At 61.3% G+C, this 26,037-nt stretch carries 26 protein-coding genes; 10 read left to right on the top strand and 16 right to left on the bottom strand.

Features of this window, described 5'->3' with window-relative positions:
* Positions 1-13: 13 nt before the first annotated feature.
* From MWU54_RS03250 to MWU54_RS03220, 7 genes are all read right to left on the bottom strand, one after another.
* Positions 14-700, bottom strand: a complete 687-nt coding sequence (locus MWU54_RS03250; protein WP_247080740.1) for a hypothetical protein — start codon at positions 698-700, stop codon at positions 14-16.
* A complete protein-coding gene (gene rlmJ, locus MWU54_RS03245) occupies positions 697-1,461 on the bottom strand; it encodes a 23S rRNA (adenine(2030)-N(6))-methyltransferase RlmJ (protein ID WP_247080738.1) in 765 nt (254 codons plus the stop codon). The genes MWU54_RS03250 and rlmJ overlap by 4 nt, the downstream gene beginning before the upstream one ends.
* A 351-nt stretch (positions 1,462-1,812) precedes the next feature.
* A complete protein-coding gene (locus tag MWU54_RS03240) occupies positions 1,813-2,199 on the bottom strand; it encodes a DUF5615 family PIN-like protein (RefSeq protein WP_247080736.1) in 387 nt (128 codons plus the stop codon).
* Positions 2,200-2,213: 14 nt separating this feature from the next.
* The gene (locus tag MWU54_RS03235) at positions 2,214-2,840 is read right to left on the bottom strand and encodes a DUF433 domain-containing protein (RefSeq protein WP_247080734.1); all 627 of its coding nucleotides are present in this window, start codon (positions 2,838-2,840) and stop codon (positions 2,214-2,216) included.
* Positions 2,841-2,882: 42 nt separating this feature from the next.
* Positions 2,883-4,526: a CTP synthase gene (locus tag MWU54_RS03230; protein WP_247080733.1), complete on the bottom strand. Its 1,644-nt coding sequence runs from the start codon at positions 4,524-4,526 to the stop codon at positions 2,883-2,885.
* A gap of 226 nt (positions 4,527-4,752) precedes the next feature.
* The gene (gene secG / locus MWU54_RS03225; protein WP_247080732.1) at positions 4,753-5,133 is read right to left on the bottom strand and encodes a preprotein translocase subunit SecG; all 381 of its coding nucleotides are present in this window, start codon (positions 5,131-5,133) and stop codon (positions 4,753-4,755) included.
* Positions 5,134-5,360: 227 nt separating this feature from the next.
* Positions 5,361-5,756: a DUF6524 family protein gene (locus MWU54_RS03220; RefSeq protein ID WP_247080731.1), complete on the bottom strand. Its 396-nt coding sequence runs from the start codon at positions 5,754-5,756 to the stop codon at positions 5,361-5,363.
* 155 nt (positions 5,757-5,911) lie between these two features.
* Between MWU54_RS03220 and MWU54_RS03215 the strand changes: the two genes are divergently transcribed.
* The gene (locus MWU54_RS03215) at positions 5,912-7,207 is read left to right on the top strand and encodes an adenylosuccinate synthase (RefSeq protein WP_247080730.1); all 1,296 of its coding nucleotides are present in this window, start codon (positions 5,912-5,914) and stop codon (positions 7,205-7,207) included.
* Between the two features lie 19 nt (positions 7,208-7,226).
* The gene (locus MWU54_RS03210; protein WP_247080729.1) at positions 7,227-7,448 is read left to right on the top strand and encodes a DUF2842 domain-containing protein; all 222 of its coding nucleotides are present in this window, start codon (positions 7,227-7,229) and stop codon (positions 7,446-7,448) included.
* A gap of 37 nt (positions 7,449-7,485) precedes the next feature.
* On the opposite strand, the gene MWU54_RS03205 is transcribed toward MWU54_RS03210, so the two are convergent.
* Positions 7,486-8,154 carry a cupin domain-containing protein gene (locus MWU54_RS03205; protein WP_247080728.1) on the bottom strand — a complete coding sequence of 223 codons (669 nt, stop codon included), beginning with the start codon at positions 8,152-8,154 and terminating at the stop codon, positions 7,486-7,488.
* A gap of 118 nt (positions 8,155-8,272) precedes the next feature.
* Entirely contained in the window at positions 8,273-10,561 is a 2,289-nt protein-coding gene (locus MWU54_RS03200) for a hypothetical protein (RefSeq protein ID WP_247080727.1), read from the bottom strand.
* A 222-nt stretch (positions 10,562-10,783) separates the two neighbouring features.
* On the opposite strand from MWU54_RS03200, the gene MWU54_RS03195 reads away from it, so the two are divergent.
* The gene (locus MWU54_RS03195; RefSeq protein WP_247080726.1) at positions 10,784-11,467 is read left to right on the top strand and encodes a thiamine diphosphokinase; all 684 of its coding nucleotides are present in this window, start codon (positions 10,784-10,786) and stop codon (positions 11,465-11,467) included.
* Here MWU54_RS03195 and MWU54_RS03190 read toward each other — a convergent pair.
* The 3 genes from MWU54_RS03190 to MWU54_RS03180 all read right to left on the bottom strand — a co-directional run bounded on the left by MWU54_RS03190 (position 11,391) and on the right by MWU54_RS03180 (position 14,512).
* Positions 11,391-12,335 carry a DMT family transporter gene (locus tag MWU54_RS03190; protein ID WP_247080724.1) on the bottom strand — a complete coding sequence of 315 codons (945 nt, stop codon included), beginning with the start codon at positions 12,333-12,335 and terminating at the stop codon, positions 11,391-11,393. The genes MWU54_RS03195 and MWU54_RS03190 overlap by 77 nt on opposite strands.
* Positions 12,336-12,425: 90 nt before the next feature.
* A complete protein-coding gene (locus MWU54_RS03185; protein ID WP_247080723.1) occupies positions 12,426-13,799 on the bottom strand; it encodes an L-serine ammonia-lyase in 1,374 nt (457 codons plus the stop codon).
* A 2-nt stretch (positions 13,800-13,801) separates the two neighbouring features.
* A complete protein-coding gene (locus MWU54_RS03180) occupies positions 13,802-14,512 on the bottom strand; it encodes a glutathione S-transferase family protein (RefSeq protein ID WP_247080722.1) in 711 nt (236 codons plus the stop codon).
* Positions 14,513-14,648: 136 nt separating this feature from the next.
* Here MWU54_RS03180 and MWU54_RS03175 point away from each other — a divergent pair, with 136 nt between their 5' ends.
* Both MWU54_RS03175 and rpiA read left to right on the top strand, forming a co-directional pair.
* Positions 14,649-14,834 (top strand): hypothetical protein, encoded by a 186-nt coding sequence (locus MWU54_RS03175; protein WP_247080721.1) that lies wholly within the window; start codon positions 14,649-14,651, stop codon positions 14,832-14,834.
* A 131-nt stretch (positions 14,835-14,965) separates the two neighbouring features.
* Entirely contained in the window at positions 14,966-15,748 is a 783-nt protein-coding gene (gene rpiA / locus MWU54_RS03170) for a ribose-5-phosphate isomerase RpiA (protein ID WP_247080720.1), read from the top strand.
* Between the two features lie 13 nt (positions 15,749-15,761).
* On the opposite strand, the gene MWU54_RS03165 is transcribed toward rpiA, so the two are convergent.
* Together MWU54_RS03165 and MWU54_RS03160 are read right to left on the bottom strand one after the other, a co-directional pair.
* The gene (locus MWU54_RS03165) at positions 15,762-16,217 is read right to left on the bottom strand and encodes a GNAT family N-acetyltransferase (RefSeq protein WP_247080719.1); all 456 of its coding nucleotides are present in this window, start codon (positions 16,215-16,217) and stop codon (positions 15,762-15,764) included.
* Positions 16,218-16,227: 10 nt separating this feature from the next.
* Positions 16,228-17,511 carry a tetratricopeptide repeat protein gene (locus tag MWU54_RS03160; RefSeq protein WP_247080717.1) on the bottom strand — a complete coding sequence of 428 codons (1,284 nt, stop codon included), beginning with the start codon at positions 17,509-17,511 and terminating at the stop codon, positions 16,228-16,230.
* 143 nt (positions 17,512-17,654) lie between these two features.
* Between MWU54_RS03160 and MWU54_RS03155 the strand changes: the two genes are divergently transcribed.
* From MWU54_RS03155 to MWU54_RS03135, 5 genes are all read left to right on the top strand, one after another.
* Positions 17,655-19,100 carry an FAD-dependent oxidoreductase gene (locus tag MWU54_RS03155; protein ID WP_247080716.1) on the top strand — a complete coding sequence of 482 codons (1,446 nt, stop codon included), beginning with the start codon at positions 17,655-17,657 and terminating at the stop codon, positions 19,098-19,100.
* Between the two features lie 70 nt (positions 19,101-19,170).
* On the top strand, positions 19,171-20,334 hold the full coding sequence (gene hflK / locus MWU54_RS03150; RefSeq protein ID WP_247080715.1) for an FtsH protease activity modulator HflK: 1,164 nt from the start codon (positions 19,171-19,173) through the stop codon (positions 20,332-20,334).
* Positions 20,334-21,323, top strand: a complete 990-nt coding sequence (locus MWU54_RS03145; protein WP_247080714.1) for a protease modulator HflC — start codon at positions 20,334-20,336, stop codon at positions 21,321-21,323. The genes hflK and MWU54_RS03145 overlap by 1 nt, the downstream gene beginning before the upstream one ends.
* Positions 21,320-21,511, top strand: coding sequence for a DUF2065 family protein (locus MWU54_RS03140; protein ID WP_247080713.1), 192 nt, complete (start codon positions 21,320-21,322; stop codon positions 21,509-21,511). Before MWU54_RS03145 ends, MWU54_RS03140 begins: the two co-directional genes overlap by 4 nt.
* A 155-nt stretch (positions 21,512-21,666) precedes the next feature.
* A complete protein-coding gene (locus tag MWU54_RS03135) occupies positions 21,667-23,130 on the top strand; it encodes a DegQ family serine endoprotease (RefSeq protein ID WP_247080712.1) in 1,464 nt (487 codons plus the stop codon).
* A 200-nt stretch (positions 23,131-23,330) separates the two neighbouring features.
* Here MWU54_RS03135 and prpE read toward each other — a convergent pair whose 3' ends face one another.
* Both prpE and MWU54_RS03125 read right to left on the bottom strand, forming a co-directional pair.
* A complete protein-coding gene (gene prpE / locus MWU54_RS03130) occupies positions 23,331-25,223 on the bottom strand; it encodes a propionate-CoA ligase PrpE (protein ID WP_247080711.1) in 1,893 nt (630 codons plus the stop codon).
* 235 nt (positions 25,224-25,458) lie between these two features.
* Entirely contained in the window at positions 25,459-25,998 is a 540-nt protein-coding gene (locus MWU54_RS03125; protein WP_247080709.1) for a peptidoglycan-binding domain-containing protein, read from the bottom strand.
* Positions 25,999-26,037 lie beyond the last annotated feature (39 nt).

Here is a 26,037-nt window from a genome sequence, read left to right as displayed (position 1 = left end):
TTCGCAAACGCTTTTAACCGGCAAGGTCCTCGACCTCGTACAGGATATCGTCCAGCGCCACCCCACCGGGGTCGGTGTTTTCAATCGTCACCGCCGCCACGCCGTAGCCGCTGCGCCAGGCCAGTGACATCACGCCCCGTCCCAACGGCAGGACAAACCGGGTGAGCACGCGCGCGTTGACATCGTAAAACGTCACTTCCGCCGCGCGCGGCATCGGGCGTTGGGCCAGCGGATCGGGGTATTCGGCGTGCAGCCGCAACCCGAACGCAAATTGCGGATCGTCAAAGGTGAACGCGATGCTGCCTTCACCCCGCCCATCCGCCCCGGCCAACCCCACCGGACCCAGCGGAAACAGCGCGTTGGATCCGAACCCGTCGTGATACGCAATGGTCAGGTTCTGGCCCGACTGGCCCGGGATCACCCGTGGCGGCGCACCGGGCAGGCCGACAAGATGGTCAAACCGGCCATAGTCGGTGGTCACCTCCTCGATCCCCTGGCCCAGCAGTTTCTCGGCAATGGACAGACCCGGCGCGCGCCAATGGTGATCGAAATTGATCCCCGGCTCGGTGACGCGGGGCAGGCTGTCAAAGGTCTCGATCCGGTGCGGCTGACTGCGCAGGCTGTCATAGGGCACCTTGCGCAGCTCATTGGCCCCGGCCGCGCCCGCAAGGAATGTCAGGATCAACGCCGCGCGGATCATGCCGCTTTTTTGAACAGCGCGCTCAGCGCCGCCAGTTCCGTCTGCAACCCGTAGGGCGGGTTCACCACAAACAATCCGGAGCCAACCATCCGGTGCCCGTCGCGGGCCGGCGGGAACGCAACTTCATGGGTCAGCGCGTCGGGAAAGCGCGTCTTGAGGTCGGCCAGCATCGGTGTGTGCGGCTGCGACGTCAGGATCGGGTACCAGAGCATCAACACCCCCACATTCCACTTCCGCGCAAGGGTGGACAGGAACTTCGGCAAAACTTCGTATTCGGTTTTCACCTCGTAAGACGGATCCACCAGCATCAACCCGCGTCTGGGCGTCGGCGGACACAGGCTCTGGGCCATCTCCAACCCGTTCTGTTTATACACGTGCACGTTCGGCGCGCGCAGGTTCTGGCGCAGATGCGCGTGCTCTTGCGGATGCAATTCCGCCAGATGCAGCGTGTCGGTGGGCCGCAACAGCGCATGCGCCAGGGCAGGCGAGCCGGGATAGTGATCCGGGTTACGCGCCAAAGCCTGCAGGTAGGGATGCGCCTCGGGGAACGCCGCGCGCAGACGGGTGATGCCCGCCGCCGCCTCGCCGGTCTTCACCGCCTCTGGCGCGGTCAGATCATACAGCCCCCGCCCGGCATGGGTTTCGATGTAACTCAGCGGTTTGGGCTTGCGCGTCAAATACGCCAGCGCCGAGGCCAGCGCCGCGTGCTTGTGCACATCCGCCGCGTTTCCGGCATGGTAGAGGTGTTGGTAGGAGAGCATGGGCGAAGATTAAGCGAGATCATAGGCAGGCGGTAGGGGCGTCGATGTCCCATGGTGGGTGGCGGGCAAATGCCCGCCCTACGGGGTATACAATCCGTGCACCCGGCGTGGAGCAAAACGCCCTGGCGCGGACAGCGGCGAAGCCGCAGCGCCATCGCCAGACCGCCCCCCGGGCTGGCGATTTGGAAGGGCTGGGCGAGACGTTCATTCTGCGCACGGATTTGGTTGAGATAAAGCGCCGTCGTTCGGTGGACGGATCGCCATCCCGCGGTCTGGCGATGGCGCGATTTGTGTCGGAAGCGGTGCGTTCGAGCATGCACCCTACGCTTGTATTGCGGATCGACAAAGACCTCAGCGATAGGTCCGCAAATGGTTGGTGCCAATTTCGACCCACATTCGTCGAGCTTTCTTTTTGTTTGCGAATTTCCATTCATGCTCGACCAAGGAGAAACAACTTTGAAGGCGTTTTTCCGCTTGAACGGGTGAACAAACGAACAAGAGCAAGTCTAAGCTCTTGAATCTGTCTTGTTGCAACTTGCTTCCATATCGACGCACAGCACGCTTCATGTCTTTATCAAGTGCAACGAGAATGGCTTCGTTTAAAATGGCCGTTGCGCACACAACATCATCGACCGTACCTTCCGGCAATGCGTCATTATGGAATATTGTTTCATGGCCCGAGCTGGTTAGCCAACTGCCAACCGAGAAGGGAACTTGTGCATCTAAGAAGAATTTCAAAACTTACCTGCGCACTAAGCACTCTTTTTGAAGTGAAGAGCTGCTTCAACATCAATCTTTCTCAAAGTCGGATACTGCTCAATTATTTGATCAATAGAGTATCCCGCCTCAAAGAAGTCATGTATGTCGGATACACGAATGCGTGTTCCAGAAATGACGTTATCAAATCCCGAGCCTAAGTTTTTTCTCTCGATTCTGGCTTCCTTTGGCTTATCGTTGAGCAATTCAATTGCGTTGCGAATACCCTCGGAAACGACCTTCAATGGAATTTGCAGAATAGCTTGTTTGGAGACAACTTCTTCTTTGGTGCTTGTGCTGGGATTGTCTATGACGACTTTTTTGTTCAGTACGTAGAGTGTCGTCTTCGACCACAAATCATCACCGAGATGACGCAGTTCATTTTTTACATCTCGCAAATGCTGCAATGAAACATTCGCATCATTTCTAAGTGTATTGAGGACGCGAAGACAGGCCAAATCTCGAAAACTATAGAGACGACTATGCTTCAGCTTTTTGTCTTTAGCTCCAAATTCAGGTTCAAAAAAACCACTTCGATCCCAATATCGCAATTGGGAGCGCGAAACGCCTGACAGGCGTTCGGCCTGATCATCTGTAAACGCTGAGACTACGGGGTCGCTCATTCTTTACACATAGTATCAAAGATCGCGTTAGAAAAGAATTTACTACACCAACCTCGACACATCCTTCGCCGCCCGTACGAAATCCTTGAACAGTGGATGCGGATCAAACGGTTTTGACTTCAGCTCCGGGTGGAACTGCACACCGATGAACCACGGGTGGTCGGGCCATTCCACGATCTCGGGCAGGCGGCCGTCCGGGCTCATGCCAGAGAACTTCAGACCGGCTTTTTCAAGATCGTCCTTGTACTTGATGTCCACCTCGTAGCGGTGGCGGTGGCGTTCGTCGATGGTGGTGGTGCCATAGGCTTTGGCCACTTTGGACCCCTCGGTCAGCACCGCGTCATAGGCGCCAAGGCGCATGGTGCCGCCCTTGTCATCCTCGACCGAGCGATTGACCTTTTCGTTCCCCTGCACCCATTCCTTGAGGTGATACACCACGGGCGTAAACCGTTTCTTACCGGCCTCGTGGTCAAATTCCTCGGACCCGGCGTCAGGCAGTTTGGCGACGTTACGCGCGGCTTCGATCACGGCCATCTGCATGCCAAGGCAAATCCCCAGATAGGGCACCTTGTGTTCGCGGGCGAACTGCGCGGCCTTGATCTTGCCTTCGGTGCCCCGTTCGCCAAAGCCGCCGGGGACAAGGATCGCGTGGAAGCCTTCCAGATGTGGGGCCGGGTCTTCGCGGTCAAAGATTTCGGCATCGACCCAGCGGATATTGACCTTGACCCGGTTCGCCATGCCACCATGGGTCAGCGCTTCGGCGATGGATTTATAGGCATCCTCAAGCTGGGTGTATTTGCCCACGATGGCGATGTTCACCTCGCCCTCGGGGTTGTGGATGCGGTCGGCCACATCGTCCCACTTGGCAAGGTTCGGTTTCGGCGCAGGTGCGATCTGGAACGCGTCGAGCACCGCCTGATCCAGCCCTTCGCGGTGATAGACCAACGGCGCTTCGTAGATCGAATTGAGGTCTTGCGCCGCAATCACGCTGTCGGGCCGCACGTTGCAAAACAGCGCCAGTTTCTCGCGTTCTTTGGTCGGGATCGGTCCTTCCGACCGGCAGACAAGGATGTCCGGGGCCAGACCAATCGAGCGCAGTTCCTTGACGCTGTGCTGCGTCGGTTTGGTTTTCAGCTCGCCGGAGGCCTTGATATAGGGCAGCAACGTGAGGTGCATGAACAAACACTGCCCGCGCGGCTTGTCTTGGCTGAACTGGCGGATGGCTTCAAAGAAGGGCAGGCCTTCGATATCGCCCACGGTGCCGCCAATTTCGCACAGCATGAAATCAACCTCGTCTTCGCCAATCGAGATGAAGTCTTTGATTTCATTGGTCACATGCGGGATCACCTGAATGGTTTTGCCCAGGTAATCACCGCGCCGTTCTTTTTCGAGCACGTTGGTATAGATGCGGCCCGACGAGATGCTGTCGGTCTTGCGGGCAGGGACCCCGGTGAAGCGTTCGTAATGGCCAAGATCCAGATCGGTTTCCGCACCATCATCGGTGACAAACACTTCGCCATGTTCAAACGGGCTCATCGTGCCGGGATCGACGTTCAGGTAAGGATCCAGTTTGCGCAGCCGCACCGAATACCCGCGGGCCTGCAGCAAGGCACCAAGCGCAGCCGAGGCGAGACCTTTTCCAAGCGAAGACACCACACCGCCGGTGATGAAAATAAAGCGTGCCATGTCTGGAAACCTCCCGCGGCGCGTCTGCAAATCATGCGCTCTGCGCGGGCAAACCAACGCAGCATCACGGGATTTGAGCGATAAGGGATTCGACTGACAAAATCAAGCCGTGCCCCAAGATGATGTTACGTCAGATAAATTTGCCTCAAGACATGGTGGCGTCCCTTGGCAAAGAAAAACGCGCAACCTGATGTGGTTACGCGTTCCAAAGGCCATTCACGATGGCTTAGTCGGCGCTTGGCACCAATGGCAGGTTCGGGTCCGCCGATGACGAGGGCGGAGGCAGAAGCCCGTCCGTGTCGATATCGGTGCTGCTGTCTTCCGCCGGCGCGCTGCTGCCGCCGCGGCCGAGACGATCCATGATCGAACTGCCGGACGCGTTCTGTGCCGCGATGATCGTCAGGGTCAGCGAGGTGCAGATAAAGGCAATCGCCAACACCCAGGTCAGTTTGCCCAATCCGGTGGTCGCGCTGCGGGCGCTGACAGTGCCGCCACCGCCGCCGCCACCCATGGCGCCAAGCCCACCGCCGTCAGAGCGCTGCAGCAGAACAACGCCGATCAGCGCGAGCGCAAGAAGGAGATGGATGATAAGAACGACGTTTTCCATGGCTGTCCCGGATGTCTTTCGTGAATGGGGGGTATCTAAGGCCAAGTTGGACGTCGCGCAACCCGTTGCGACGTCATAATCGGTGCGCTGGCGCGCGCTGGTGTGTCTCGGCTCACGGCCTTCGGCCGACCGCCTCGGGCTGGGGCATGTGTGGGGCGGTGTGCGTCAGGTGACGCTGCGCTTTTCGGGGCGGTGCGTCCGGGCATATTTGGAAAAAGAAGATGGGATTATTCATCGACATCGTCGACATCCGCCTGACCCGAAAGTTTGCGGCGCACGATGGACCAGCTCAGGCCGATGCCCAAAACCGATGACAGCGCAAAGATGCCAATCCAGACGGTCAGTGTCTGGTCCTGCAGATCCAGCAGACCGAAATCATAGGCCACCCAAAGCAAGGCCCCGACGATGGCAAGGATCAACCCCATTCCGAACGCCCCGATGGATCGGAGCGTGGCGCGCAGGTAAATCACGTAGCCCACCAGCAGCACCAGTCCGGCCAGCACTGTGATCGACAGACGATCCTGCCCGTCGGTCATGGCCCAGCGGACGAAATTGTACTGCGTGGGATTATACGTCGCGGAGATCAAGGCAAACGCAAACAGCCAGCGCAGCAGGAAACCCATGGTGGAACGCCTTTCATCGACATGTGGTGGAGCGAGATGGCCCAAGCGCGAGGCCGCTGTCCAGAGGGCGCGTCACTTTCGCGGTTTCGCCTGTGGCAAACGGGCGCTATACGGACGCCGGTTTGACGAACGGGTCGACAGCAAAGGTCTTTATCATGGCAAATGTGGTGGTCGTAGGCGCTCAGTGGGGCGACGAGGGCAAAGGCAAAATCGTGGATTGGCTCTCGGAGCGGGCGGATGTGATCTGCCGCTTTCAGGGCGGGCACAATGCGGGCCACACGCTGGTCATTGATGGCAAGGTCTACAAGCTGCACGCGCTGCCGTCTGGTGTTGTGCGCGGCGGCAAGCTGTCGGTCATCGGCAACGGGGTGGTTCTGGATCCCTGGCACCTGATGAAAGAGATCGAGACGATCCGCGCGCAGGGGGTGGAGATCACACCCGAAACGCTGATGATCGCCGAGAACACGCCGCTGATCCTGCCCATCCATGGCGAATTGGACCGCGCGCGGGAAGAAGCGGCCTCAAAAGGCACCAAGATCGGCACAACCGGGCGCGGCATTGGTCCGGCCTACGAGGACAAGGTGGGCCGTCGGTCCGTGCGCGTGGCGGATCTGGCCGATCCGGCGACGCTTGAGGCGCGGGTGGATCGCGCGTTGCAGCACCATGACCCGCTGCGCAAAGGGCTTGGCTTTGACCCGGTCGACCGCGACGCCCTGCTGGCGCAGCTGAACGAGATCGCAGCGCATATCCTGCCTTTCGCCGCCCCGGTCTGGAAGGTGCTCAACGAAAAGCGCAAGGCGGGCAAGCGCATCCTGTTCGAAGGGGCGCAAGGTGCGCTGTTGGATATCGACTTCGGCACCTATCCCTTTGTGACCTCGTCCAACGTGATTGCCGGGCAGGCGGCGACGGGGGTTGGCCTTGGGCCGGGCTCCATCGAATACGTGCTTGGGATCGTCAAAGCCTACACCACACGTGTCGGCGAAGGCCCGTTCCCAACCGAACTGGACGATGCGGATGGCCAGCGTCTTGGCGAACGGGGGCATGAATTTGGCACCACCACCGGGCGCAAGCGGCGCTGCGGGTGGTTTGATGCCTGCCTTGTGCGCCAGACCTGTGCAACGTCGGGGGTCAATGGCATCTCTCTGACCAAGCTGGATGTGTTGGACGGGTTCGAGACGCTGAAGATCTGCGTCGGCTATGATCTTGACGGCACGCGGCTGGATTACCTGCCCACCGCGGCGGATCAGCAGGCGCGCTGCACCCCGATCTACGAAGAAATGCCCGGCTGGTCGCAATCCACCGAAGGGGCGCGGTCCTGGGCGGATCTGCCTGCCGAGGCGATCAAATATGTGCGCCGGGTCGAGGAATTGATCGAATGCCCGGTTGCCCTACTTTCAACCTCACCGGAGCGGGATGACACGATCCTCGTGACAGATCCGTTCGCTGACTGACGCAACACAGGAGCGGCGCATGGCCCTCAGCTACAAAGCGCGCAAGCGGTGGTCTCTGGTGATCCTGTTGATCGGATTGCCGATCTATATCGTCGCCTGTGTGACAGTGATGAACTGGCTCGACCGCCCGCCATTCTGGGTTGAGTTTGTGGTCTACGTGGTGCTGGGGATCCTTTGGGCGTTGCCGTTCAAATTCGTGTTCAAAGGCGTCGGTCAGGCCGATCCGGACGCGGGGGAGTAACGGCAAGACCAAACAGGGACGCGGGCGGCTTTCGGCGCTATACGTCCGGGGCTTTTGCGTAGCGCAGATGCCCGGTCTTCATCCAGACCGACGCACCGGCATCGCCAGCGGTGGCGGTCAATGCCTGACCGTCCGGCACGCGCAACCAGCTGCCCGTTTCCAGCTTATCTGTCCCGTCATCCACCGTGCCGGACAGGACCAGCAGTTCAATCCCGCCCGCGTCTGAGTTTGACAGCACCGCACCCGGATCAAGCTTCGTAAACGTGACCGTTTCGCGGCTGTCGGCGTGAAGGCAAGCCGTGGCAACCCCATCCGTGGGAGCCGGTAACGCCGCGTCCATGTCTTTGCGAAACTGGGTGCGGTCATCCAAGTCGAACTGCCAGAGCTTCACAAAGATGGTGCATCCCGCATCCGAGCCGGGCGTATGCGACGTGGTTGGCGGGTTGCGCACATAGGTGCCAGCCGGGTAGTCGCCATGTTCGTCCTGAAACACGCCCTCCAGCACGATGAACTCTTCGCCACCGGTATGGGTGTGCGCCGAGAACATGGAGCCGGGCGCATAGCGCACGATGGACGTCGCACGCGCCACCTCGTCACCGATGCGGTCCAGCATCCGGCGATCCACGCCTTGCATGGGCGACGGGGTCCAATCGAGCTTTGCGGAATGCACCACGACCTGCTGCGAGAAATCTGCGTTGAGCTCCATCAGGCGGTCCTTTCCAAGCGACGGTTGACCCGTACCTAGCAGTCCTGCGCGTGCGACGACAAGGTTGGGCGTTTGTCCCGGTTCAAAGAAAAAGGGGCCCGAAGGCCCCTTTGATGTCTTACCCGGCGGCGCGGGCAGAGGGTTTGAACCCGATGCTGTCTGACGCCGTAAACCGTCCGCCGCCTTTCTTTTCGATTTTGCCTTCACGCAACAACTGGCCAAAGCTGCGCAGCCGCTCTTCCCGAGAGCTTGCATCCCCTTCGGCCTGATGCAGCTTGGTCATCAATTGCGGACGCGAGAACTGATCGCGGCCTTCAACGAATGACATATAAGCGGCGGCTGCCTCCAGAAGCTCTGGCAGGGTGTTCGCGCCGGCATTTTCGGCAAACTCGGCAAAGCCTTCGCCATCTGCGCCGTCCAGTGTTTCGGACGCATCGGCCACATCGGCGCTGCGCATGACGCGGCGTGGACGGATCGGGGTGGTTGCGGCGGCGTCCTCTTCGGCATCGACGCGCTGTTCGGCCACCAACTTGAGCGGGGCAGGGCGCACAGGGGCCGGGCGTTCCGACCGGGACTGGGTCACCACCGGGCGACGCGGGCGCACCGCATCCGCCAGATCTTCGCGGTAAGGTTCTTCCTGGTCATCGGTTTTCTTGCCAAGCCCCAACAGGCGATCCGCCTTGGTGGCCGCAACAGCCGCCCGCAGATGCGCAATCGCGCTGCGGCGGCGGTTGCCTTCGGGCTCGTCCATTTCGGTTTCGGTCTGGTCGATCAACCGGTCCACCGAGGACGCGTCTTCTTCAATCGGCGAATCCGTCAGCATCGCACGCGCCGGGCTGGTGAGTTTCACAGCCTTGCGAATATTGGCTTCGGCCTCTGCCTCGGCGTCCGCGCTCAATGCGGGGGTGTCATCGTCTTCGGACTCCTCGGACAGCTCTGCGCTATCGTCCGCGACGTCGAAATCCCAATCGTCATCATCTTCGATTTCGGCCTGAAGCTCTGCCAGCTCGCGTGCCAGCTCTGCTTCCTGTTCTGCCGTCAGAGAACTGTCATCTGCACCCGGAACCGGGGTCGCGTCCGGCGCTTCGGATGTGTCTTCGACGTCATCCTCATCGTCGTATTCTTCCAGCGCGCCAGCTGCCAAAGCGGCCTCAACGTCGCTGCGCTTGGCCTTGTTGACGCGCGCCACGATGGGGCGCGGGGCCTCGACTGCGTCGTCCTCTGCGCTGTCTTCGACGGGAACAGCGTCTTCCGCCGCAAGCACGAGTGGCCCATCCGAAACAACGGGCGTGTCTTCAGCATCGTCACCGGCGTCCTGCGCCGCTGCGGCCTGAGCCTCCAGCTCTGCGATCTTGGCACGCAGCGCCGCGATTTCGTCCAGCGTTTCTGGGGCATCAACCTCGGCTGTGGCGTCATCCTCGTAAGGCACGTCCGGAAGGATCGCTTCATCTTCGTCATCGCTGTCGATTTCGTCGTTGACGAGGGCGGCAATCGTATCGGTGAAGAGGTTGTCATCCGCATCATCCAGCGCGGCCTCGGCCACCGGGGCCTCCTGCGGCGCAGGCTCAGCGGTGTCCGCATGCGCGTCGTCCAGCGCGGCAAGGCCTGCCACAACATCAATCGCGTCGTTTTCATCAACGCCGTCGCCATCCGGACCCGACATCGCGTGTTCGTCTTCGATGTAATCCGGCTCTGCCGCTGGTTTCGACGCCACCACCGCGCGAATGCGCTGGAGCTTCTCGGCCACGCTGTCTGTCACGGGCTGTGCTGCGTCGACGTCTTCCATCACCTCAACATCAGGTGTGTCGATTTCCGCGGCGACTTCGGCAGGCATATCGTCCGGATTGGACTGCGCCGCGATGAAGTCTTCAATGCTCTGGGAATCGTCCCCGGCATCCGGTGCCTGTGCCGCTTCGGCCTCTGGCTCTTCAACCTCGACCGATTCAATCAAAAGCTCATCTGAGCCGTCCAAATCGGCAACAGCGTCATCGGTCGACAGGGATATTTCTTGCGGTGCCTCGTCCTCGAGCATGAGTGCCGAAATCGCGTCGGCGTCGACATCTGTATCGTCGTCGAGGGCGACATCTAGGGAGACATCATCCTCTGCAGCCTCTGACGTGTCATCAAGCGTGTTCGCGGCAACCAGACCGGTGGCAGCCGCACCGGCTGCCGCGCCCACAAGAGCTGCACCCGTCGATGTGTCCGTCGCGACATCCCCGCGCGGCGACTTGTCCTCATCTGTCGGGCGCAGAACCAGATTTCCTTGTTCGAACCGCGCTTCCACGCGGCGTTCGATCTCGCGTTCCGCGATCCGTGCCAGCATTTCCGCATCAGGTGTCGGAGGTTCGGCCCCGAAATACCGGTCGTCCTGCGCCAGGTCACGGAAGTATTCCGCAATCGCCTTCATGGTGTCGAAAGAGTTATCAAACCCTTCCAGCGTACATGAGAAGGTACCGTAGGATACCGTGAGTATTTTATTGGAACTGACCATACCAACACTCGCTTTCCAAAATTCTGCGATGATCTGGGTGCCCGTTTACCAAGACCAAAGCATATCGAATCTGTGCCTCGGACGGTATCATTTCGTGACCTGATTGTGATCTGTTTCGCCTTTCGCCATTAATTGGCCATGAACACGGCGATTGTTTTCTCTGACGAACCAGTTTTGCTGGTTGGTGGCGCAATTGGCGACAATGCGCAGCTTTCCGAATTATTGAATGAGTTTCGAACCGTTGTCGCCGCTGACAGCGGGGCAGACTGGCTGATGCAGGTCGGACGGGTTCCCGATGCGCTGATCGGTGATCTGGATTCGGTGTCTGACGCCACGCGCGCCGCCATACCCGCAGACCGCGTTCACCATATCGCGGAACAGGACAGCACAGATTTTGACAAGGCGCTGCGTTCGATCTCGGCACCACTGGTGGTCGGGATCGGCTTTCTGGGCGGGCAGGTGGATCACCTGCTGGCTGCCATGACCGTGCTGGCGCGGTTCCCGCACCGGGCAATTCTGCTTGTCGGACAGGACGATGTCGTGCTGCACCTGCCGCCGCGGATAGAGCTGGACCTCGCGCCCGAAACCCGCGTGTCGCTGTTCCCCATGCGCGCCGTCACCGGGCGCTCTACAGGGTTGCGCTGGCCAATTGACGGGCTGCGTTTTTCACCGGACCGCCGCGTGGGCACCTCGAACAAGGCAGACGGACCGGTCACGCTTCGTATGGATGGCGCGGGAATGTTGCTTATTCTGCCGGTGCAGGAACGCGCGCAGCTTGCGACGGCTCTGGTGCAGGCTGACGGCTTATGGCCTGCTCTCTGAGCACGATATAAAGCCCCGATGCGATGGTGATCGCGATCCCGACGGAGGCCATGGTGTTCGGCAGATCGGCGAACACGATAAAGCCGATGATCGTCGCAATCGGAATCTCCAGGTATTGCATGGGGGCCACCGTGGCCGACGGCGCATAGCGCAGCGACCAGGTCATCAGCAAATGTGCCAGCGTCCCGGCCAATCCAATGGCCAGAAGCAGCGTCCACGTCACCTGACCGACCCCGGCATCCCAGGCAAGAATCGGGGCCGATACGCCCGGCACCAAAAAGATCACGGGGGCCATCATCGCCACCGCCATAACGCCCGAGACCGCCTGCAATCCAATCGGATCGGTTTCTTTGGCGATCTTGCGGGTGACCAGCATGAACAACGAGAAGTTGATCGCCACACCCAACGGCAGCAGCGCGGGCCAACCGACCTGCTGGAACGACGGCTGCACCACCAGCAACGTGCCCACGAAGCCAACCGCACAGGCGATCATGCGCCGCATGCCAACCTCTTCGCCCAGAACATAATGCCCGAGCAGGAGCATGATGAACGGCATGACAAAGGCAATCGCGATCGCATCGGCCAAAGGCAGGTAATAAAGCGCCGACACCATCATGCCGATCCCGACGATATGCAGAACAGTCCGCAGCACGGTCAGCGACAACACGGATCCGGACATCCGCCAGACACGTCCGGTCATCGCGATAATCGGGATCAGGACCAGCGCCTGAACGCCGAACCGCACCAGTAAAAGTTGCCCCAGCGACACCTTGTCGGACAGGAGTTTCGCAAGCGCGTCGCCCATCGGGGCAACCACGCAAAAGCCCAGCATGAGCAGGATACCAAGGGTGGGGCGATCTTGTGTCATTGGCAGACGCTACCCTTGGTTGTGCAAGGGTGTCAACGCTCTCCTTTTCGATAGGGTCAAAACAGCAATTTCCCGCGCCAGAACGCGGCGCTAGCAGTTGGGAATGTTGACCGCCAACCCGCCCAGAGACGTTTCCTTGTACTTTTCGTGCATGTCCAAACCGGTTTGCCGCATGGTTTCAATCGCCGCATCCAGCGGCACCAGATGCTGGCCGTCGCCCCGCAACGCAAGGCTTGCAGCCGACACCGATTTGATCGCGCCAAGCCCGTTGCGTTCGATGCACGGCACCTGAACAAGGCCTTTCACCGGATCGCAGGTCATGCCCAGATGATGCTCCAGCGCGATTTCCGCCGCGTTCTCGATTTGCTCGGGGGTGCCGTCCAGAACCGCGCACAGCCCGGCTGCTGCCATGGCGCTGGCGCTGCCCACCTCGGCCTGACACCCGGCTTCGGCCCCGCTGATCGACGCGTTGAATTTCACCAGCCCGCCGATCGCCGCTGCGGTCAGCAGAAATTCCGGAATACGCGACGGCGTCGCGCCGGGCACATGATCCAGGTAGTAGCGCAAGGTGGCAGGCAAAACCCCCGCCGCGCCATTGGTCGGGGCGGTCACAACCTGCCCGCCGGCCGCGTTTTCCTCGTTCACCGCCATCGCGTAGACGCTCATCCAGTCATTGATCGTATGCGGCGCGGTCAGGTTCATCCCGCGCTCGGCCAACAGCTTTTCATGAATGCCCTTGGCCCGGCGTTTCACGTTCAATCCACCGGGCAGGATACCGTCTGCGGCCAACCCGCGGTCGATGCAGTCCGTCATGACCTCCCAGAGCCGCTGCAGGCCGCGGTCCAAATCGTCCGCCGACCGGCGGGTCAGCTCATTGGCGCGCTTCATATCTGCAATGCTGGAATGCGAAATCGACGCCATTTCAAGCATTTCAGCGGCGGAATGGAACGGGAAGGGCACGGGCGCGCCGTCATCGGTATCCTTGCCCGCTGCAAGCTCTGCTGCGGTCATGACGAACCCACCGCCTATGGAATAATACGTGTCCTGCAGGATCACGTCGCCCTGCGCGTCGGTGGCGGACAGGATCATCCCGTTGGCGTGCCCGGGCAGGTTTGGCCCAAAGTCAAAGCGGAGGTCGGTCTCCGGATCGAACCGCAATTCCGGCAACCCCTCGGGCCGGACGGTCCGGGTTTCCCGAATCTGCGCCAGTGCGGCGTCGGCTTTTGTCGCGTCGTAGCGTTCGGGCAGGAACCCCGCGAGCCCCAGAATGGTGGCGCGGTCGGTGGCATGCCCGACACCGGTGAAGGCTAGCGACCCGTGGAGCGATGCTTTGACACCGGCAACCTGAAACGGGGCCGCGCGCAGGCGGTCCAGAAACCGGGCCGCTGCCACCATCGGCCCCATCGTGTGGGACGATGACGGGCCAATGCCGACCTTGAACATGTCGAAGACAGACAAAAACATAGCTAAACCGCGCTCCCTTCCGGTGGATTTGGCAGGCTTGGGCTGGAAAACGGTGTCGGACCGAGCCCTTCCGCCTGCGCAACCAAAGCCGCACTGTCCCGCGCTTCCACGCGGCGCGCAAGGTCAAGCAATGCGGGCCAGCGTGTCAGGTCGAACCAGCCTCTGTCCGCATCCATCGGATAAAGCGCAGGCCAGCGCAGCAAGACCGCGAGGTACAGATCGCACAGCGAAAGCGGCGCGTCGGCCTCCTGCCGGTTCTCTGCATAGCGGTCATTCAGGACCTGGAAATGTTGATTCAAACTAATGCGCGTCTGCTGCGACAGCGCAGCCTGCGCCGACGCCGTTTGGCCAGCCACCAGATGCGGATAGAACAAGCTGCGCAATTCGGCATGCACCGTGTTGGACAGGAAGAACAGCCAGCTCAGGAAGCGGCCCCGCTCCGGCGCGTCGGTCGCTGGTGACAGGCGCACGTGATCGCGATGCCGATCTGACAGCCACAACCCGATGGCGGCGGTTTCGAACATCGGCCCGTCCGCGGTTTCTAGCGCCGGGATGCGTCCCACCGGGTTGATGGATTTATAGGCCGCACCGTGCTGCGCGCCTTGCCGTCGGTCCACAAGGCTCAGCGTATAGGGCACGTGCAGCTCCTCCAGCGCCAACCGTATGATCAGCGATGCGTTGTCCGGGGCATAGTACAAGATGTAAGCGCTCATAAAGCGCTGTGTATCGCGCCGCGCGCGCCGATTGAGCCGCGAAAGCGGCGGGTGGGCGCGAAAAAACGATGCGTTTAACGCCGCTTTTACCTCTCGCGCGCAAGATCGCTGCAACTCCATTGCTGCGGGGGCGCATATGACAGAAAACATCAACAGGCTGGCGTGGTTTGCCGCGGCGCTGACGATCATCGCCTGGGCCTTTGTGCCCCGATTGGTCGAGGCGCGACCGATCTACTTTCCGAAAATCCCGGTGATCGACACCACGCTCTTGCCTCCGGCTGGCCCTGTGGACACCGCGACGCCGGATGCGTCCTCGGGGTAGGGGTCGGACCCATCCCGCACGGGCGCAGGTCAAGGCCCGGCACCGGCGATTGGCATCCCGGACAATTCGGTCTCGCGCCTTTTGCACGGACGTCCTATAACCCACAGGTGTCTGCCCCAAGGAGCGTGCTCATGTCCGGAGAATTGTCCCCAATCGACAAGGCCAAATACGTTGCCGCCAAGCGCGCCGCCGAACTGGTTGAAGACGGGATGCGCGTCGGGCTTGGGACCGGATCAACCGCAGCTTGGCTGGTGCGTCACCTTGGCGACCGGGTGCGCGACGAAGGGTTGCGCATCGCCGGTGTGCCGACCTCCACCCGCACCGCGCAACTGGCCCGCGATGCCGGGATCGACGTCATAACGCTGGACGAAGCGAAGACCCTGAACATCACCATCGACGGGGCGGATGAATTTGATGGCAATCTGAACCTGATCAAGGGCGGTGGCGGGGCGCTGTTGCACGAAAAGATCGTTGCGGCCGCCAGTGAAGAGGTGGTTGTGATCGCCGACGCCGCCAAGGAAGTGGGCACATTGGGGGCTTTCCCCCTCCCGATCGAGGTGATCCCCTTTGGCTGGACCACCACGCAGATGCTGGTCGAGGAACTTTTGGTGTCAACCGACGTGATGGGCCGCAAGATCACGCTGCGCATGAATGGCGACAAACCGTTCGTCACGGACGAAGGCAATCACATCCTTGATCTGCATCTCAGCCGCATCGGCAATGCGCGGCAATTGGCCATGGCGCTGAACCAGATGCCGGGCGTCGTTGAAAACGGGTTGTTCATCGACCTGTGCGACAAGGTCATCATCGGCTATTCCGACGGACGAGTGGAAACCCGCGATATCAACGAAGGCACGGTCAGCGAAGATCATGTGAACCTCGTTGAAAGCGACAATCTTTTTTCGGACATCTGACCGGTTTTTACCGTTACGTCAGGGTCTTGCGGAAATACACCCGCTCGAATCCGTCTTCGTTCCGTCGATCCGTTTCGCGATATCCCAGATAGGGATAAAGCGACAGGTTCGCCGTCATTTTGACATTGGTGTACAACGTCACCTGCGACAGCCCCAACGAGCGGGCCAAGGCTTCGCATTGCCCGATCAAAGCCCGCCCGATACCGGCACCCGAAAACGCGGTGTGCACGGCGACATTTTCCAGAAACATATCCGGCCCCTTGGGAAAACACACCACATACCCGGCCAACGCTCCGGCGATCTCGGCTACCCAAACCTCGGACCTGGCCACATGCGCCTCGAAATCCGCCACCATCGGTGCAGGTGCGCGGCCGATCAGCGGAACATAAGGCGCATAGGCCTCTTCGGCGCAGGCCCGGATGGCGGGCACGTCAGCCGCCCTGGCCGGTCGGATGACCACGCTCGTCACGCCGCACCCATCAATGCGCGGTCAGGCCGTGGACCGCGTGCATCCCCACCAGCGCGGGACGCCGCAGCGCCAGCAACCGCTGCGCTTCGTCCGCCTTGCCCTGTTTCAACAGCGCCCCGAGCAGCGAAAACTCCAGCACATCGCGTTGCGCGCGGCTGCCCCCCAGCCGGGCGTGATCGCCCATGGCCGACACCAGAAGCCGCGTGCCCTCGGCCCAGTTTTCGGCCGCTAAGGCGCGGTACGCTTCGGCCACCGGCGTCACCAGATCGCCGGTCGACGGGTTGGGTGTGGTGATGATCTGCATCAGCGCATCGCCATCACCGGCCATCGCATGCGCAATCGCCGCGTGAAAATCGGTAAAGCCCAACCCGGTCTTGGGAAAAAACTGCCGCGCATAGGCGCTGATCTGCTGCCATTTTTCCCTGGGAACCGGCACTCCGGCCAATTCGGCACGATACAGGATCGACGCGGTGTCGGTCAGCACGTTGATCGGCAGCGCGTCTGACACATCCGGCAGAACATCGCGTTCGACGCGCTGCCACATGCTGTCCGTGTCGCCTTGCTCCAGCGACCAAAGTGCGGCGTGCCAGGACAGGTGCCCATGGAGGTATCCCGCGCGATCATAGGCCTCCAGCCAATCCGTCAGGTACGTGATGCCCAGTTCCGTCTCACCCATCTCGTAATAGATATGGCTGCGCACATGCGCGGCATTGGCATTGCGGTCATTTAGGGCCAGTGACCTGTCGATCTGCGCCGATGCGGCCTCCGGATTGCCGTTTTCGCACAGCGCAAACGCGTATTGGCTCAGCGCCCACCAATCCTCGCCGTAATGCGGAAGCAGGGCCGCCGTGTAAGCCAGGATCTCGGCCTCGCGCCCGGGTTTGCCGGAAAACCCGATCAGGCCGAACACCGATGAGCAGGTCTGCGCCACAAGCGCGTCGCGCGGGTAGGCGTCCACATGCGCCCGGATCGCGGTGTATGCCTCCGCCGTTTTGCCTGAAATCATCAGGTCAAACGCCGTGATGTGACCGGCCTCGCGCGCGGTGAACGGGCCGGGGCACGCCTTGGCCGCCGCCATTGCGGCCAGTGCTGCGGGCATATCGCCTTCGAACTGAAGCCCCCGGGCCAGCCCCACATGCCCCAGCGCAAACGCCGGGTCCGCATCGATCGAGGCCTGGAAGGCCTGCGATATCCCGGCATTGCCCGACAGGATCAGGTCAACGCCGGTCACATACTGGTCTCGGGCCGCATCCGATGCGGTGGACAACGCGTTGTCATATCGGTCGCGCTTCATGGAACTTTCCTCCCGGGTCAGGCCGAGGGTAGGGAACAATTGGCATCCAAGCAATGTTGCGCCGTTGAAAACAGTGGTGCGGGTCTCTGGCTTTCCCGCGCCCCTTATGAAATATCTTCGCGCGCACGGAACAGGAGCTGGCCATGAGCGAATTCGACTATGATCTTTTTGTGATCGGAGGCGGCTCTGGCGGAGTCCGCGCAGCGCGGGTCGCGTCAAGCGAAGCCGGTGCCAAGGTCGCCCTTGCCGAGGAAGACCGCTATGGCGGCACCTGTGTCATCCGCGGCTGCGTGCCGAAAAAGCTCATGGTTTTTGCAAGCAGCTATGACGGGATCACCGAAGAAGCGACCCATTACGGATGGGACATCAAGAACGGCGGCTTCGACTGGTCCGCCTTTTCCGGCCGCCTGCACAACGAACTGGACCGGCTCGAAGGGGTGTATCGCAAGCTGCTCGACGGCTCTGGCGTGACAACCTACGACGCCCGCGCGCGCCTGAAAGACGCGCATACGGTCGAATTGTCCACCGGAGAGACCTTTACCGCCAAGCATGTCCTTGTGGCCACGGGCGGGCGTCCGGTGCGTCCGGACTTGCCCAACGCGGATCTGGGCATCGTGTCGGATGATATCTTCAACTTGGAAACCCTGCCGAAATCCATCCTGATCATCGGCGGCGGATACATTGCCTGCGAATTTGCCTGCATCCTGTCCGGCCTCGGGGTCGAGGTCACACAGTATTACCGCGGCGCGCAGATCCTGCGCGGCTTTGATGACGAAGCGCGCGGCCTGATCGCGGAATCCATGCGCGAGCAGGGCGTCGATCTGCACACCGGCACGAATATCGTGGAAGTGGAGCGGTATCGCGAAGGCGATGACGAAGAGGGTGGTATGGACGCGCCGGTCGAGGCGATGCAATACGCCATGCCCGCCAAGGACGCGCCGCAGGAAGGTCCGCTGAAGGTCAAATCGACCAATGGTCATATCAAGGTGTTCGATCAGGTCCTGTTCGCCACCGGTCGTCGCCCGAACAGCGATGACATGGGGCTTGAGGATGTGGGCGTCACTCTGGGGCGCGGCGGCGCGATCGAGGTGGATGAATACAGCCAGACCAAGGTGCCGTCGATCTACGCCATCGGCGATGTCACGGACCGCGTGAACCTGACGCCCGTGGCGATCCGCGAAGGCATGGCGTTTGTCGAAACCGTGTTCCATGGCAACCCGACCCCGGTGGATCACGACCTGATTCCATCGGCCGTGTTCACCCAGCCCGAACTGGGCACGGTCGGCATGACCGAGGAACAGGCCCGCGACAAGGAACCGGTTGACGTCTACTGCACCTCGTTCCGCCCGATGCAGTCGGCCTTTGCCGACAAACCGGGCCGCGTGTTGATGAAATTGATCGTCAGCCAGGAAAGCGACAAGGTGCTGGGCTGCCACATCGTCGCGCCTCAGGCGGGCGAAATGATCCAGCTTGCGGGCATTGCCGTAAAGATGGGGGCGACCAAGGAAGATTTTGACCGGACGGTTGCGGTTCACCCAACCATGTCCGAAGAGATTGTGACCATGCGCAAACCGAACCGCACGGCTTGAATTCCTGAGCTTAACGCACAGGTTAAAGACAGAGTTAAAGACGGAATGTTCCGAGAGGGGAAAAGACCAGATGGCAGGTAACAGTGGCGGCCCGTGGGGCGGCGGCGGTAACAATGGCGGCGGCAAAGACGATCGCCCACGCGGCGGCAACAACGGTGGAGGCCGACGCCCTGATGATGACAACAGCCCGCAGATTCCCGAAATCGACGACCTGATGAAAAAAGGTCAGGAACGCCTGCGCGTTCTGATGGGCGGTCGCGGTGGTGGCGGCGGTGTAAACGGGTCCGGTGGCAACAATGGCGGCGACGGGTTCAAACCCACGCGCGGCATGATCGGTCTGGGCATCGTGGGTGCCATTGTCCTGTGGGGCATGGCCAGCTTTTACACGGTCCGACCGGAAGAACAGTCCGTTGAACTGTTCCTCGGCGAATACTCCGCCACCGGCAATCCGGGTCTGAACTTTGCCCCATGGCCCGTTGTGACGGCAGAAATCCTGCCGGTGACGCGCGAACAGACCGAAGACATCGGCGTGGGGGCCCGCGGGTCTGACGCTGGCCTGATGCTGACCGGGGACGAAAACATCGTCGATATTGATTTCCAGGTGGTCTGGAACATCAACGATCCTGCCAAGTACCTGTTCAACCTGCGTGATCCGCGCCCGACAATCCGGGCTGTGAGTGAATCGGCCATGCGCGAAATCATCGCCCAGTCCGACCTTGCGCCGATCCTGAACCGGGACCGTGGCTCGATTGCGTCGCGCTTGCAGGAACTGATCCAGTCGACGCTGGACAGCTACAACTCCGGCGTGACCATCATTCGTGTGAACTTTGACAAGGCCGACCCGCCGGAATCGGTGATTGCCGCCTTCCGCGATGTTCAGGCCGCTGAACAGGAACGCGACCGGCTGCAGAACGTGGCCGATGCCTATGCCAACCGGGTTCTGGCCGAAGCGCGCGGTGAAGCCGCACAGCTTCTCGAACAGGCCGAAGGGTACCGCGCCCGCGTGGTGAACGAAGCCGAAGGTGAAGCCAGCCGTTTCCTCGCGGTTCTTGGCGAATACCGCAACGCGCCGGAAGTGACGCGCAAGCGTCTGTATTTGGAAACCATGGAAGAGGTGCTTGGCCGCGTGGACAAGATCATTCTGGATGAAAGCGCCGAAGGCAGCGGCAATGGCGTTGTGCCATACCTGCCGTTGAACGAACTGCGTCGTGGCGCGACCGGGGGGACAAACTAATGCGAAAAACAACGTATCTGTTGCCCGTTGCCGTACTGGCAATTGCCGGGATCCTGTCGTCGCTCTTTATCGTCGACGAACGTGAAAACGCGCTTGTTCTGCAATTTGGCCGGGTTGTCGCGGTCAAGGAAGATCCGGGTCTGGCCTTCAAGATCCCGCTGATCCAGGAAGTGGTGCGCTATGACGACCGCATCCTGAGCCGCGATATCGACCCGCTGGAAATCACGCCGCTCGATGACCGGCGCCTGGTGGTTGACGCCTTTGCCCGTTACCGGATCGCCGACGTGAACCAGTTCCGTCAGGCCGTTGGTGTGGGCGGGATCGCAACCGCTGAAAACCGTCTGGACTCGATCCTGCGTGCGGAAACCCGCGAAGTGCTCGGCTCGGTGTCGTCCAACGACATCCTGAGCTCGGACCGCGCCGCGCTGATGCTGCGCATCCGCAACGGGGCCATTCAGGAGGCGCGCAGCCTTGGGGTCGAAATCATCGACGTCCGTCTCAAGCGCACCGACCTTCCGGCAGAAAACCTCGATGCGACCTTCGAACGGATGCGGGCGGAACGGGAACGTGAAGCGACCGACGAACGCGCCCGTGGTAACGAAGCCGCCCAGCGTGTGCGTGCACAGGCCGACCGGACGGTGGTGGAGCTTGTTTCCGACGCCAACCGCGAAGCCGAGATTATCCGAGGTGAGGCTGACGCCCGCCGCAACAACATCTTCGCAACGGCATTCAGCCAGGACGCGGAATTCTTTGAATTCTACCGTTCTCTGACAGCCTACCAGCGGTCGTTGCGCGGTGAAAACTCCACCTTCGTGATGGCCCCGGACAGCGAGTTCTTCAACTACCTGAAATCCGCAGACGGCGCCGGTGGCGGCATCTCCGAAGCGGACGCGGCCCGGATCGCCCTGCCTCCGGCTGGCACGGCACCGGCAGCACCCGCACCGGCCACAGACACCGACACTGACACGGGTACAGGGGCCGGGAATTGATCGAAACGATCCTCCTGGGCATTGCCCTTGTGCTGATTATCGAGGGGCTGGCCTATGCGCTGGCCCCTTCGCTTATTGAGCGTATGCTTGAGGCCATGCGCGCCATGCCGTTGGACATGCGCCGCCTGATCGGAGTGTCCGCCATCGCTGCAGGGGTGGCGATGTTATGGATATTAAAGAGTTTTTGATCCCTGCACGCACAGATCGCGTGACGTCACATTCAACTCACATCCGCTTGAACAGCCGATTTCGCATTTGCGTGTTGCAGAACCACACCTACATACACATCATGTAAGGCAGGTGGAGGGCGTAGAACCCGCCGCCAATGACGAAGGAGTTTCCCTTGACCTCACAGGCAATTTCAATCGATCAGGACAAGGCGACGCCATTGCGTCTGTTCTGGCTCACATCCCTTTCGATGGTTCTCATTGTGGCACAATCGCTGATGGGACACGCGCGGGAAAGCTTTGCTGAACTGGCAGAGCAGATCAGCCCGGCGGTGGTCAACATCACCACATCCACAACCGTTGCAGGCCGCACCGGCCCACAGGGCATCGTGCCTGACGGCTCGCCCTTCGAAGATTTCTTCCGTGAATTCCAGGATCGCGGGGGCAACGGCGACCGCCCACGCCGGTCGTCTGCACTGGGCTCGGGCTTCGTGATCTCGGAAGATGGCTACATTGTCACCAACAACCACGTGATCGAAGGCGCGGACGAAGTGCTGATCGAATTTTTCGAAGGGTTCGAGCTGCCCGCCGAAATCGTGGGCACCGATCCGAACACCGACATCGCCCTGCTCAAGGTCGAAAGCGATGAGCCACTGAAGTTCGTCAGCTTCGGCGACAGCGACACCGCCCGCGTGGGCGATTGGGTGATGGCGATGGGCAACCCGCTGGGGCAGGGCTTCTCGGTCTCTGCAGGCATCGTCTCGGCCCGCAACCGGGCGCTGTCGGGCACCTATGACGATTACATCCAGACCGACGCCGCCATCAACCGCGGTAACTCGGGGGGGCCGTTGTTCAACATGGATGGCGACGTGATCGGCGTGAACACGGCGATCCTGTCGCCCAATGGCGGCTCCATCGGCATCGGCTTTTCGATGGCCTCCAACGTGGTCACCCGCGTGGTGGATCAGCTGCAGGAATTCGGCGAAACCCGTCGCGGCTGGCTCGGTGTCCGCATCCAGGACGTGACCGACGATGTCGCAGACGCGCTGGGTCTCGAAGAAGCCAAGGGCGCGCTGGTCTCTGACGTGCCCGAAGGACCTGCCATGGAAGCCGGAATGCAGGCCGGTGACGTGATCATCAGCTTCGATGGCCGGGACGTCGAAGACACCCGTGGTCTGGTCCGCCAGGTGGGCAACACCGCCGTCGGCAAAGCCGTGCGCGTGGTTGTGAACCGCAACGGCGAAACCCAGACATTGCTGGTCACCCTGGGCCGCCGCGAAGAAGCCGAAGCCGTCCCTGCCTCGCAGCCGGTCGAGGAAGACGACGCACCGCAATCCATGGACCTTATGGGCCTGACCCTCAGCCCGCTGACCGCAGAAATCCGCGAACAGCTGGAAGTGCCAGACAGCGCCAAGGGGCTGGCCGTGGTGGACGTGGACGAAACCTCGGAAGCGTTCGAAAAAGGCCTGCGTGCCGGGGACGTGATCACCGAAGCCGGTCAGGCTCAGGTGCTTGCACTCTCCGATCTGGAAGAGCGCATCGAAGAGGCGTCCGAGGCCGGTCGCAAGTCGATCCTGCTCCTGGTGCGCCGTGGTGGCGATCCCCGCTTCGTGGCGCTGACCATCGCGCAAAGCGAATAAGCGCAGCACAATAAAATCGATCAAGGGCGTCCCAAGCGGGCGCCCTTTTTTTGCGGCCTTGTCTGCCAGAAGACGCGCCGGACATGACGCTGATCCCCTACGAAAGGGCAGGCCTGCATGTCTCTGTTTTCAAAATACCTTGGGGGTCTGGGGGCAACGCCCCCAGCGGATCGGATCAGGCGCAGCCTGATCCGAGACCACTATCCCTTCGCGTAGCCCAAGCCCTGCAACGCCGTTTTGATCTCGTCCAGAATGGCGGGATCATCAATCGTTGCCGGCATCTTGTACTCTTCATTGTCGGCAATCTTGACCATGGTCGCCCGCAGGATCTTGCCGGACCGCGTCTTGGGCAGACGATCCACCACGCAGCACAGCTTGAACGCTGCGACCGGCCCGATCTTTTCGCGGACCAGCTTCACACATTCCGCGGTCACATCGGCCTCGGCCTTTTCGGTGCCCGAGTTGAGGCAGACAAACCCCATCGGCATCTGACCCTTGAGCTGATCCGTCACCCCGATCACCGCGCATTCCGCGACGTCCGGGTGGCCCGCCAGAACCTCTTCCATCGCGCCGGTCGACAACCGGTGTCCCGCCACGTTGATCACGTCATCGGTGCGCGCCATGATGTAAAGATAGCCATCTTCATCCATCATCCCCGCATCCCCGGTTTCGTAATAGCCGGGATAGGTGGTCAGGTAGCTCTTCTTGTAGCGCGCCTCGGCATTCCAAAGCGTGGGCAGGGTGCCCGGCGGCAATGGCAGCTTGATCGCGATCGCCCCCAATTCGCCATTGGCAACCGGAGTGCCGCCCTCATCCAGGATCTGCACGTCATAACCGGGCATCGGCACCGACGGCGATCCCAGCTTGATCGGCAAGGCTTCGATGCCCAGCGGATTGGCCGCAATCGCCCAACCGGTTTCGGTCTGCCACCAATGGTCGACAACCGGCACGCCAAGCTGGTCCTGCGCCCAGACAATCGTGTCCGGATCGGCGCGCTCGCCCGCAAGGTAGACCTGTTCCAGACAGGACAGATCGTATTTCCGGACGAACTCTCCTTTCGGGTCTTCGCGTTTGACAGCGCGGAACGCGGTCGGCGCGGTGAAGAAACTATTTACCTTATGCTCGGAAATCACCCGCCAGAAAGTGCCCGCATCCGGTGTGCCCACGGGCTTACCTTCAAAGACGATGGTGGTGTTGCCATGGATCAGCGGCGCGTAGCAGATATAGCTGTGTCCCACGACCCAGCCCACGTCCGAGGCCGCCCAGAACACGTCTCCGGGGTCCACATTGTAGATCGCCTTCATGGTCCAGTTCAGCGCCACAAGCTGTCCGCCCGTGTGACGGATCACACCCTTGGGCTGGCCCGTGGTGCCGGAGGTATACAGGATGTAGGACGGATGGTTGCCTTCAACCATCACGCACTCCGCCGGTGCAACCCCGGCCTGGAACCCGTGCCAGTCGTAGTCGCGCCCCTCGATCAGCGCCGCCACTTCCTGTTCACGCTGAAAAATCACGCAGAAATCCGGCTTGTGCGTGGCCAGGTCAATCGCCCCGTCCAACAACGGCTTGTAATGCACCACGCGCCCCGGCTCCAACCCGCAGGACGCGGCGATGATCGCCTTGGGCTGCGCGTCATCAATGCGCACCGCCAGTTCGTTTGCCGCAAAGCCGCCAAACACCACCGAATGCACCGCCCCAAGCCGCGAACAGGCCAGCATGGCCTCAACCGCCTCGGGCACCATCGGCATATAGATGATGACGCGGTCGCCTTTCTCGATGCCCTTGGCGCGCAGCGCCCCGGCAAGGCTGGCCACGCGGTCTTTCAGTTCGGAATAGGTGATCTTGTGGATCGTCCCGGTGATCGGGCTGTCATGGATGATCGCCACCTGATCCCCACGGCCCGCTTCGACATGACGGTCAACGGCGTTCCAGCAGGTGTTCGTGGTGCCATCGGCAAACCACTCGTACATGTTGTCGCCAAGGTCATGCAGCGCCTTTGTCGGGGCTGTGTCCCAGTCGATGCCTTGTGCGGCCTCCATCCAGAACCCGTCCGGATCCGCCTGCCAGCGCGCATATGTGTCTGAGTACCCCATCGTCCTGTCCTCCTCGTGCGTGTTGACCGTGGCGTACGGCGGGGCGCGCGATGCGGCAAGTCTCTCGGGCAGTCGCGCGGCAGAAGGCCGCAAAATATTTGCAGATTTTGCAGAAGCGGCTTGCAAATTTTTGCAAACTGCCAGGGATTATGCAGACGTTTCAGTCGCACCAGAGTATTTTGCAAATTTGCAAACCCGGGTTTGCCAAGTTGAGGCGCCTCGTTTGATTCTGAGATCAAAGCTGGTCGCGGGGCGTGGCCAGCAATCCCAATCGTCGCGCCGTCTGGATCGACAACAGCCCGCTGGGCAACCCGTTTCCGCTTTGATAGCGGCGGATGGCGAGCTGGGTAGACACATCCATCACGCCGGTGATCTCACCGCGGAACAGCCCTCGGGCTTCCAGCGCGCGTTGCAGCGTTTCGATCAGCTGCGGTGTCAAAGCATCGGGGCAGGGGGTCTCGAAGATCAGCTCCTGACGTTCGCGCAGCATCACCTGTACGGTTTCCGTCCGAAACCGTGCGGGCGTTGCAACGCGGCCCTCCGGGGTGACCACGGCGGGGGCCACCTCGACCTGCCGGGTGACGGTTTCCAACTCGGCCGGGGCGATGTCGCGCACCCAGCACCCGTCTGGGTTCACGCCCGGCGGCGGCGGCACTTGCGCACTGGCGAAATCGGGGACAGACACGGCGGCATCCACCGGGTCCAGCGCCCCGGTTGTGGCACACCCCGTCAGCGCGGCCAAAGCCGCAGCCCAAAAGGCCCGGGTCGCTGACATGGGTCGGGTCACGGATGAGATGCGCCTGCTTGCCTGTTT

It is taken from the genome of Marivita sp. S6314, assembly GCF_023015985.1.
Classification (GTDB): domain Bacteria; phylum Pseudomonadota; class Alphaproteobacteria; order Rhodobacterales; family Rhodobacteraceae; genus Marivita.
Note: the sequence above shows the minus strand (reverse complement) of the source record. Positions and strands in the feature narration are given on the sequence as shown.

Coding starts and splice junctions, on each gene's coding strand:
- MWU54_RS03145 (WP_247080714.1), top strand. CDS start 20,334: ATGCGAAAAACAACGTATCTGTTGCCCGTTGCCGTACTGGCAATTGCC.
- MWU54_RS03195 (WP_247080726.1), top strand. CDS start 10,784: ATGAACACGGCGATTGTTTTCTCTGACGAACCAGTTTTGCTGGTTGGT.
- MWU54_RS03235 (WP_247080734.1), bottom strand. CDS start 2,840: ATGAGCGACCCCGTAGTCTCAGCGTTTACAGATGATCAGGCCGAACGC.
- rlmJ (WP_247080738.1), bottom strand. CDS start 1,461: ATGCTCTCCTACCAACACCTCTACCATGCCGGAAACGCGGCGGATGTG.
- MWU54_RS03160 (WP_247080717.1), bottom strand. CDS start 17,511: ATGAAGCGCGACCGATATGACAACGCGTTGTCCACCGCATCGGATGCG.
- MWU54_RS03205 (WP_247080728.1), bottom strand. CDS start 8,154: ATGGAGCTCAACGCAGATTTCTCGCAGCAGGTCGTGGTGCATTCCGCA.
- MWU54_RS03190 (WP_247080724.1), bottom strand. CDS start 12,335: ATGACACAAGATCGCCCCACCCTTGGTATCCTGCTCATGCTGGGCTTT.
- prpE (WP_247080711.1), bottom strand. CDS start 25,223: ATGGGGTACTCAGACACATATGCGCGCTGGCAGGCGGATCCGGACGGG.
- MWU54_RS03185 (WP_247080723.1), bottom strand. CDS start 13,799: ATGTTTTTGTCTGTCTTCGACATGTTCAAGGTCGGCATTGGCCCGTCA.
- MWU54_RS03250 (WP_247080740.1), bottom strand. CDS start 700: ATGATCCGCGCGGCGTTGATCCTGACATTCCTTGCGGGCGCGGCCGGG.
- MWU54_RS03215 (WP_247080730.1), top strand. CDS start 5,912: ATGGCAAATGTGGTGGTCGTAGGCGCTCAGTGGGGCGACGAGGGCAAA.
- MWU54_RS03125 (WP_247080709.1), bottom strand. CDS start 25,998: ATGTCAGCGACCCGGGCCTTTTGGGCTGCGGCTTTGGCCGCGCTGACG.
- hflK (WP_247080715.1), top strand. CDS start 19,171: ATGGCAGGTAACAGTGGCGGCCCGTGGGGCGGCGGCGGTAACAATGGC.
- MWU54_RS03175 (WP_247080721.1), top strand. CDS start 14,649: ATGACAGAAAACATCAACAGGCTGGCGTGGTTTGCCGCGGCGCTGACG.
- rpiA (WP_247080720.1), top strand. CDS start 14,966: ATGTCCGGAGAATTGTCCCCAATCGACAAGGCCAAATACGTTGCCGCC.
- MWU54_RS03210 (WP_247080729.1), top strand. CDS start 7,227: ATGGCCCTCAGCTACAAAGCGCGCAAGCGGTGGTCTCTGGTGATCCTG.
- MWU54_RS03200 (WP_247080727.1), bottom strand. CDS start 10,561: ATGAAGGCGATTGCGGAATACTTCCGTGACCTGGCGCAGGACGACCGG.
- MWU54_RS03230 (WP_247080733.1), bottom strand. CDS start 4,526: ATGGCACGCTTTATTTTCATCACCGGCGGTGTGGTGTCTTCGCTTGGA.
- secG (WP_247080732.1), bottom strand. CDS start 5,133: ATGGAAAACGTCGTTCTTATCATCCATCTCCTTCTTGCGCTCGCGCTG.
- MWU54_RS03220 (WP_247080731.1), bottom strand. CDS start 5,756: ATGGGTTTCCTGCTGCGCTGGCTGTTTGCGTTTGCCTTGATCTCCGCG.
- MWU54_RS03155 (WP_247080716.1), top strand. CDS start 17,655: ATGAGCGAATTCGACTATGATCTTTTTGTGATCGGAGGCGGCTCTGGC.
- MWU54_RS03180 (WP_247080722.1), bottom strand. CDS start 14,512: ATGAGCGCTTACATCTTGTACTATGCCCCGGACAACGCATCGCTGATC.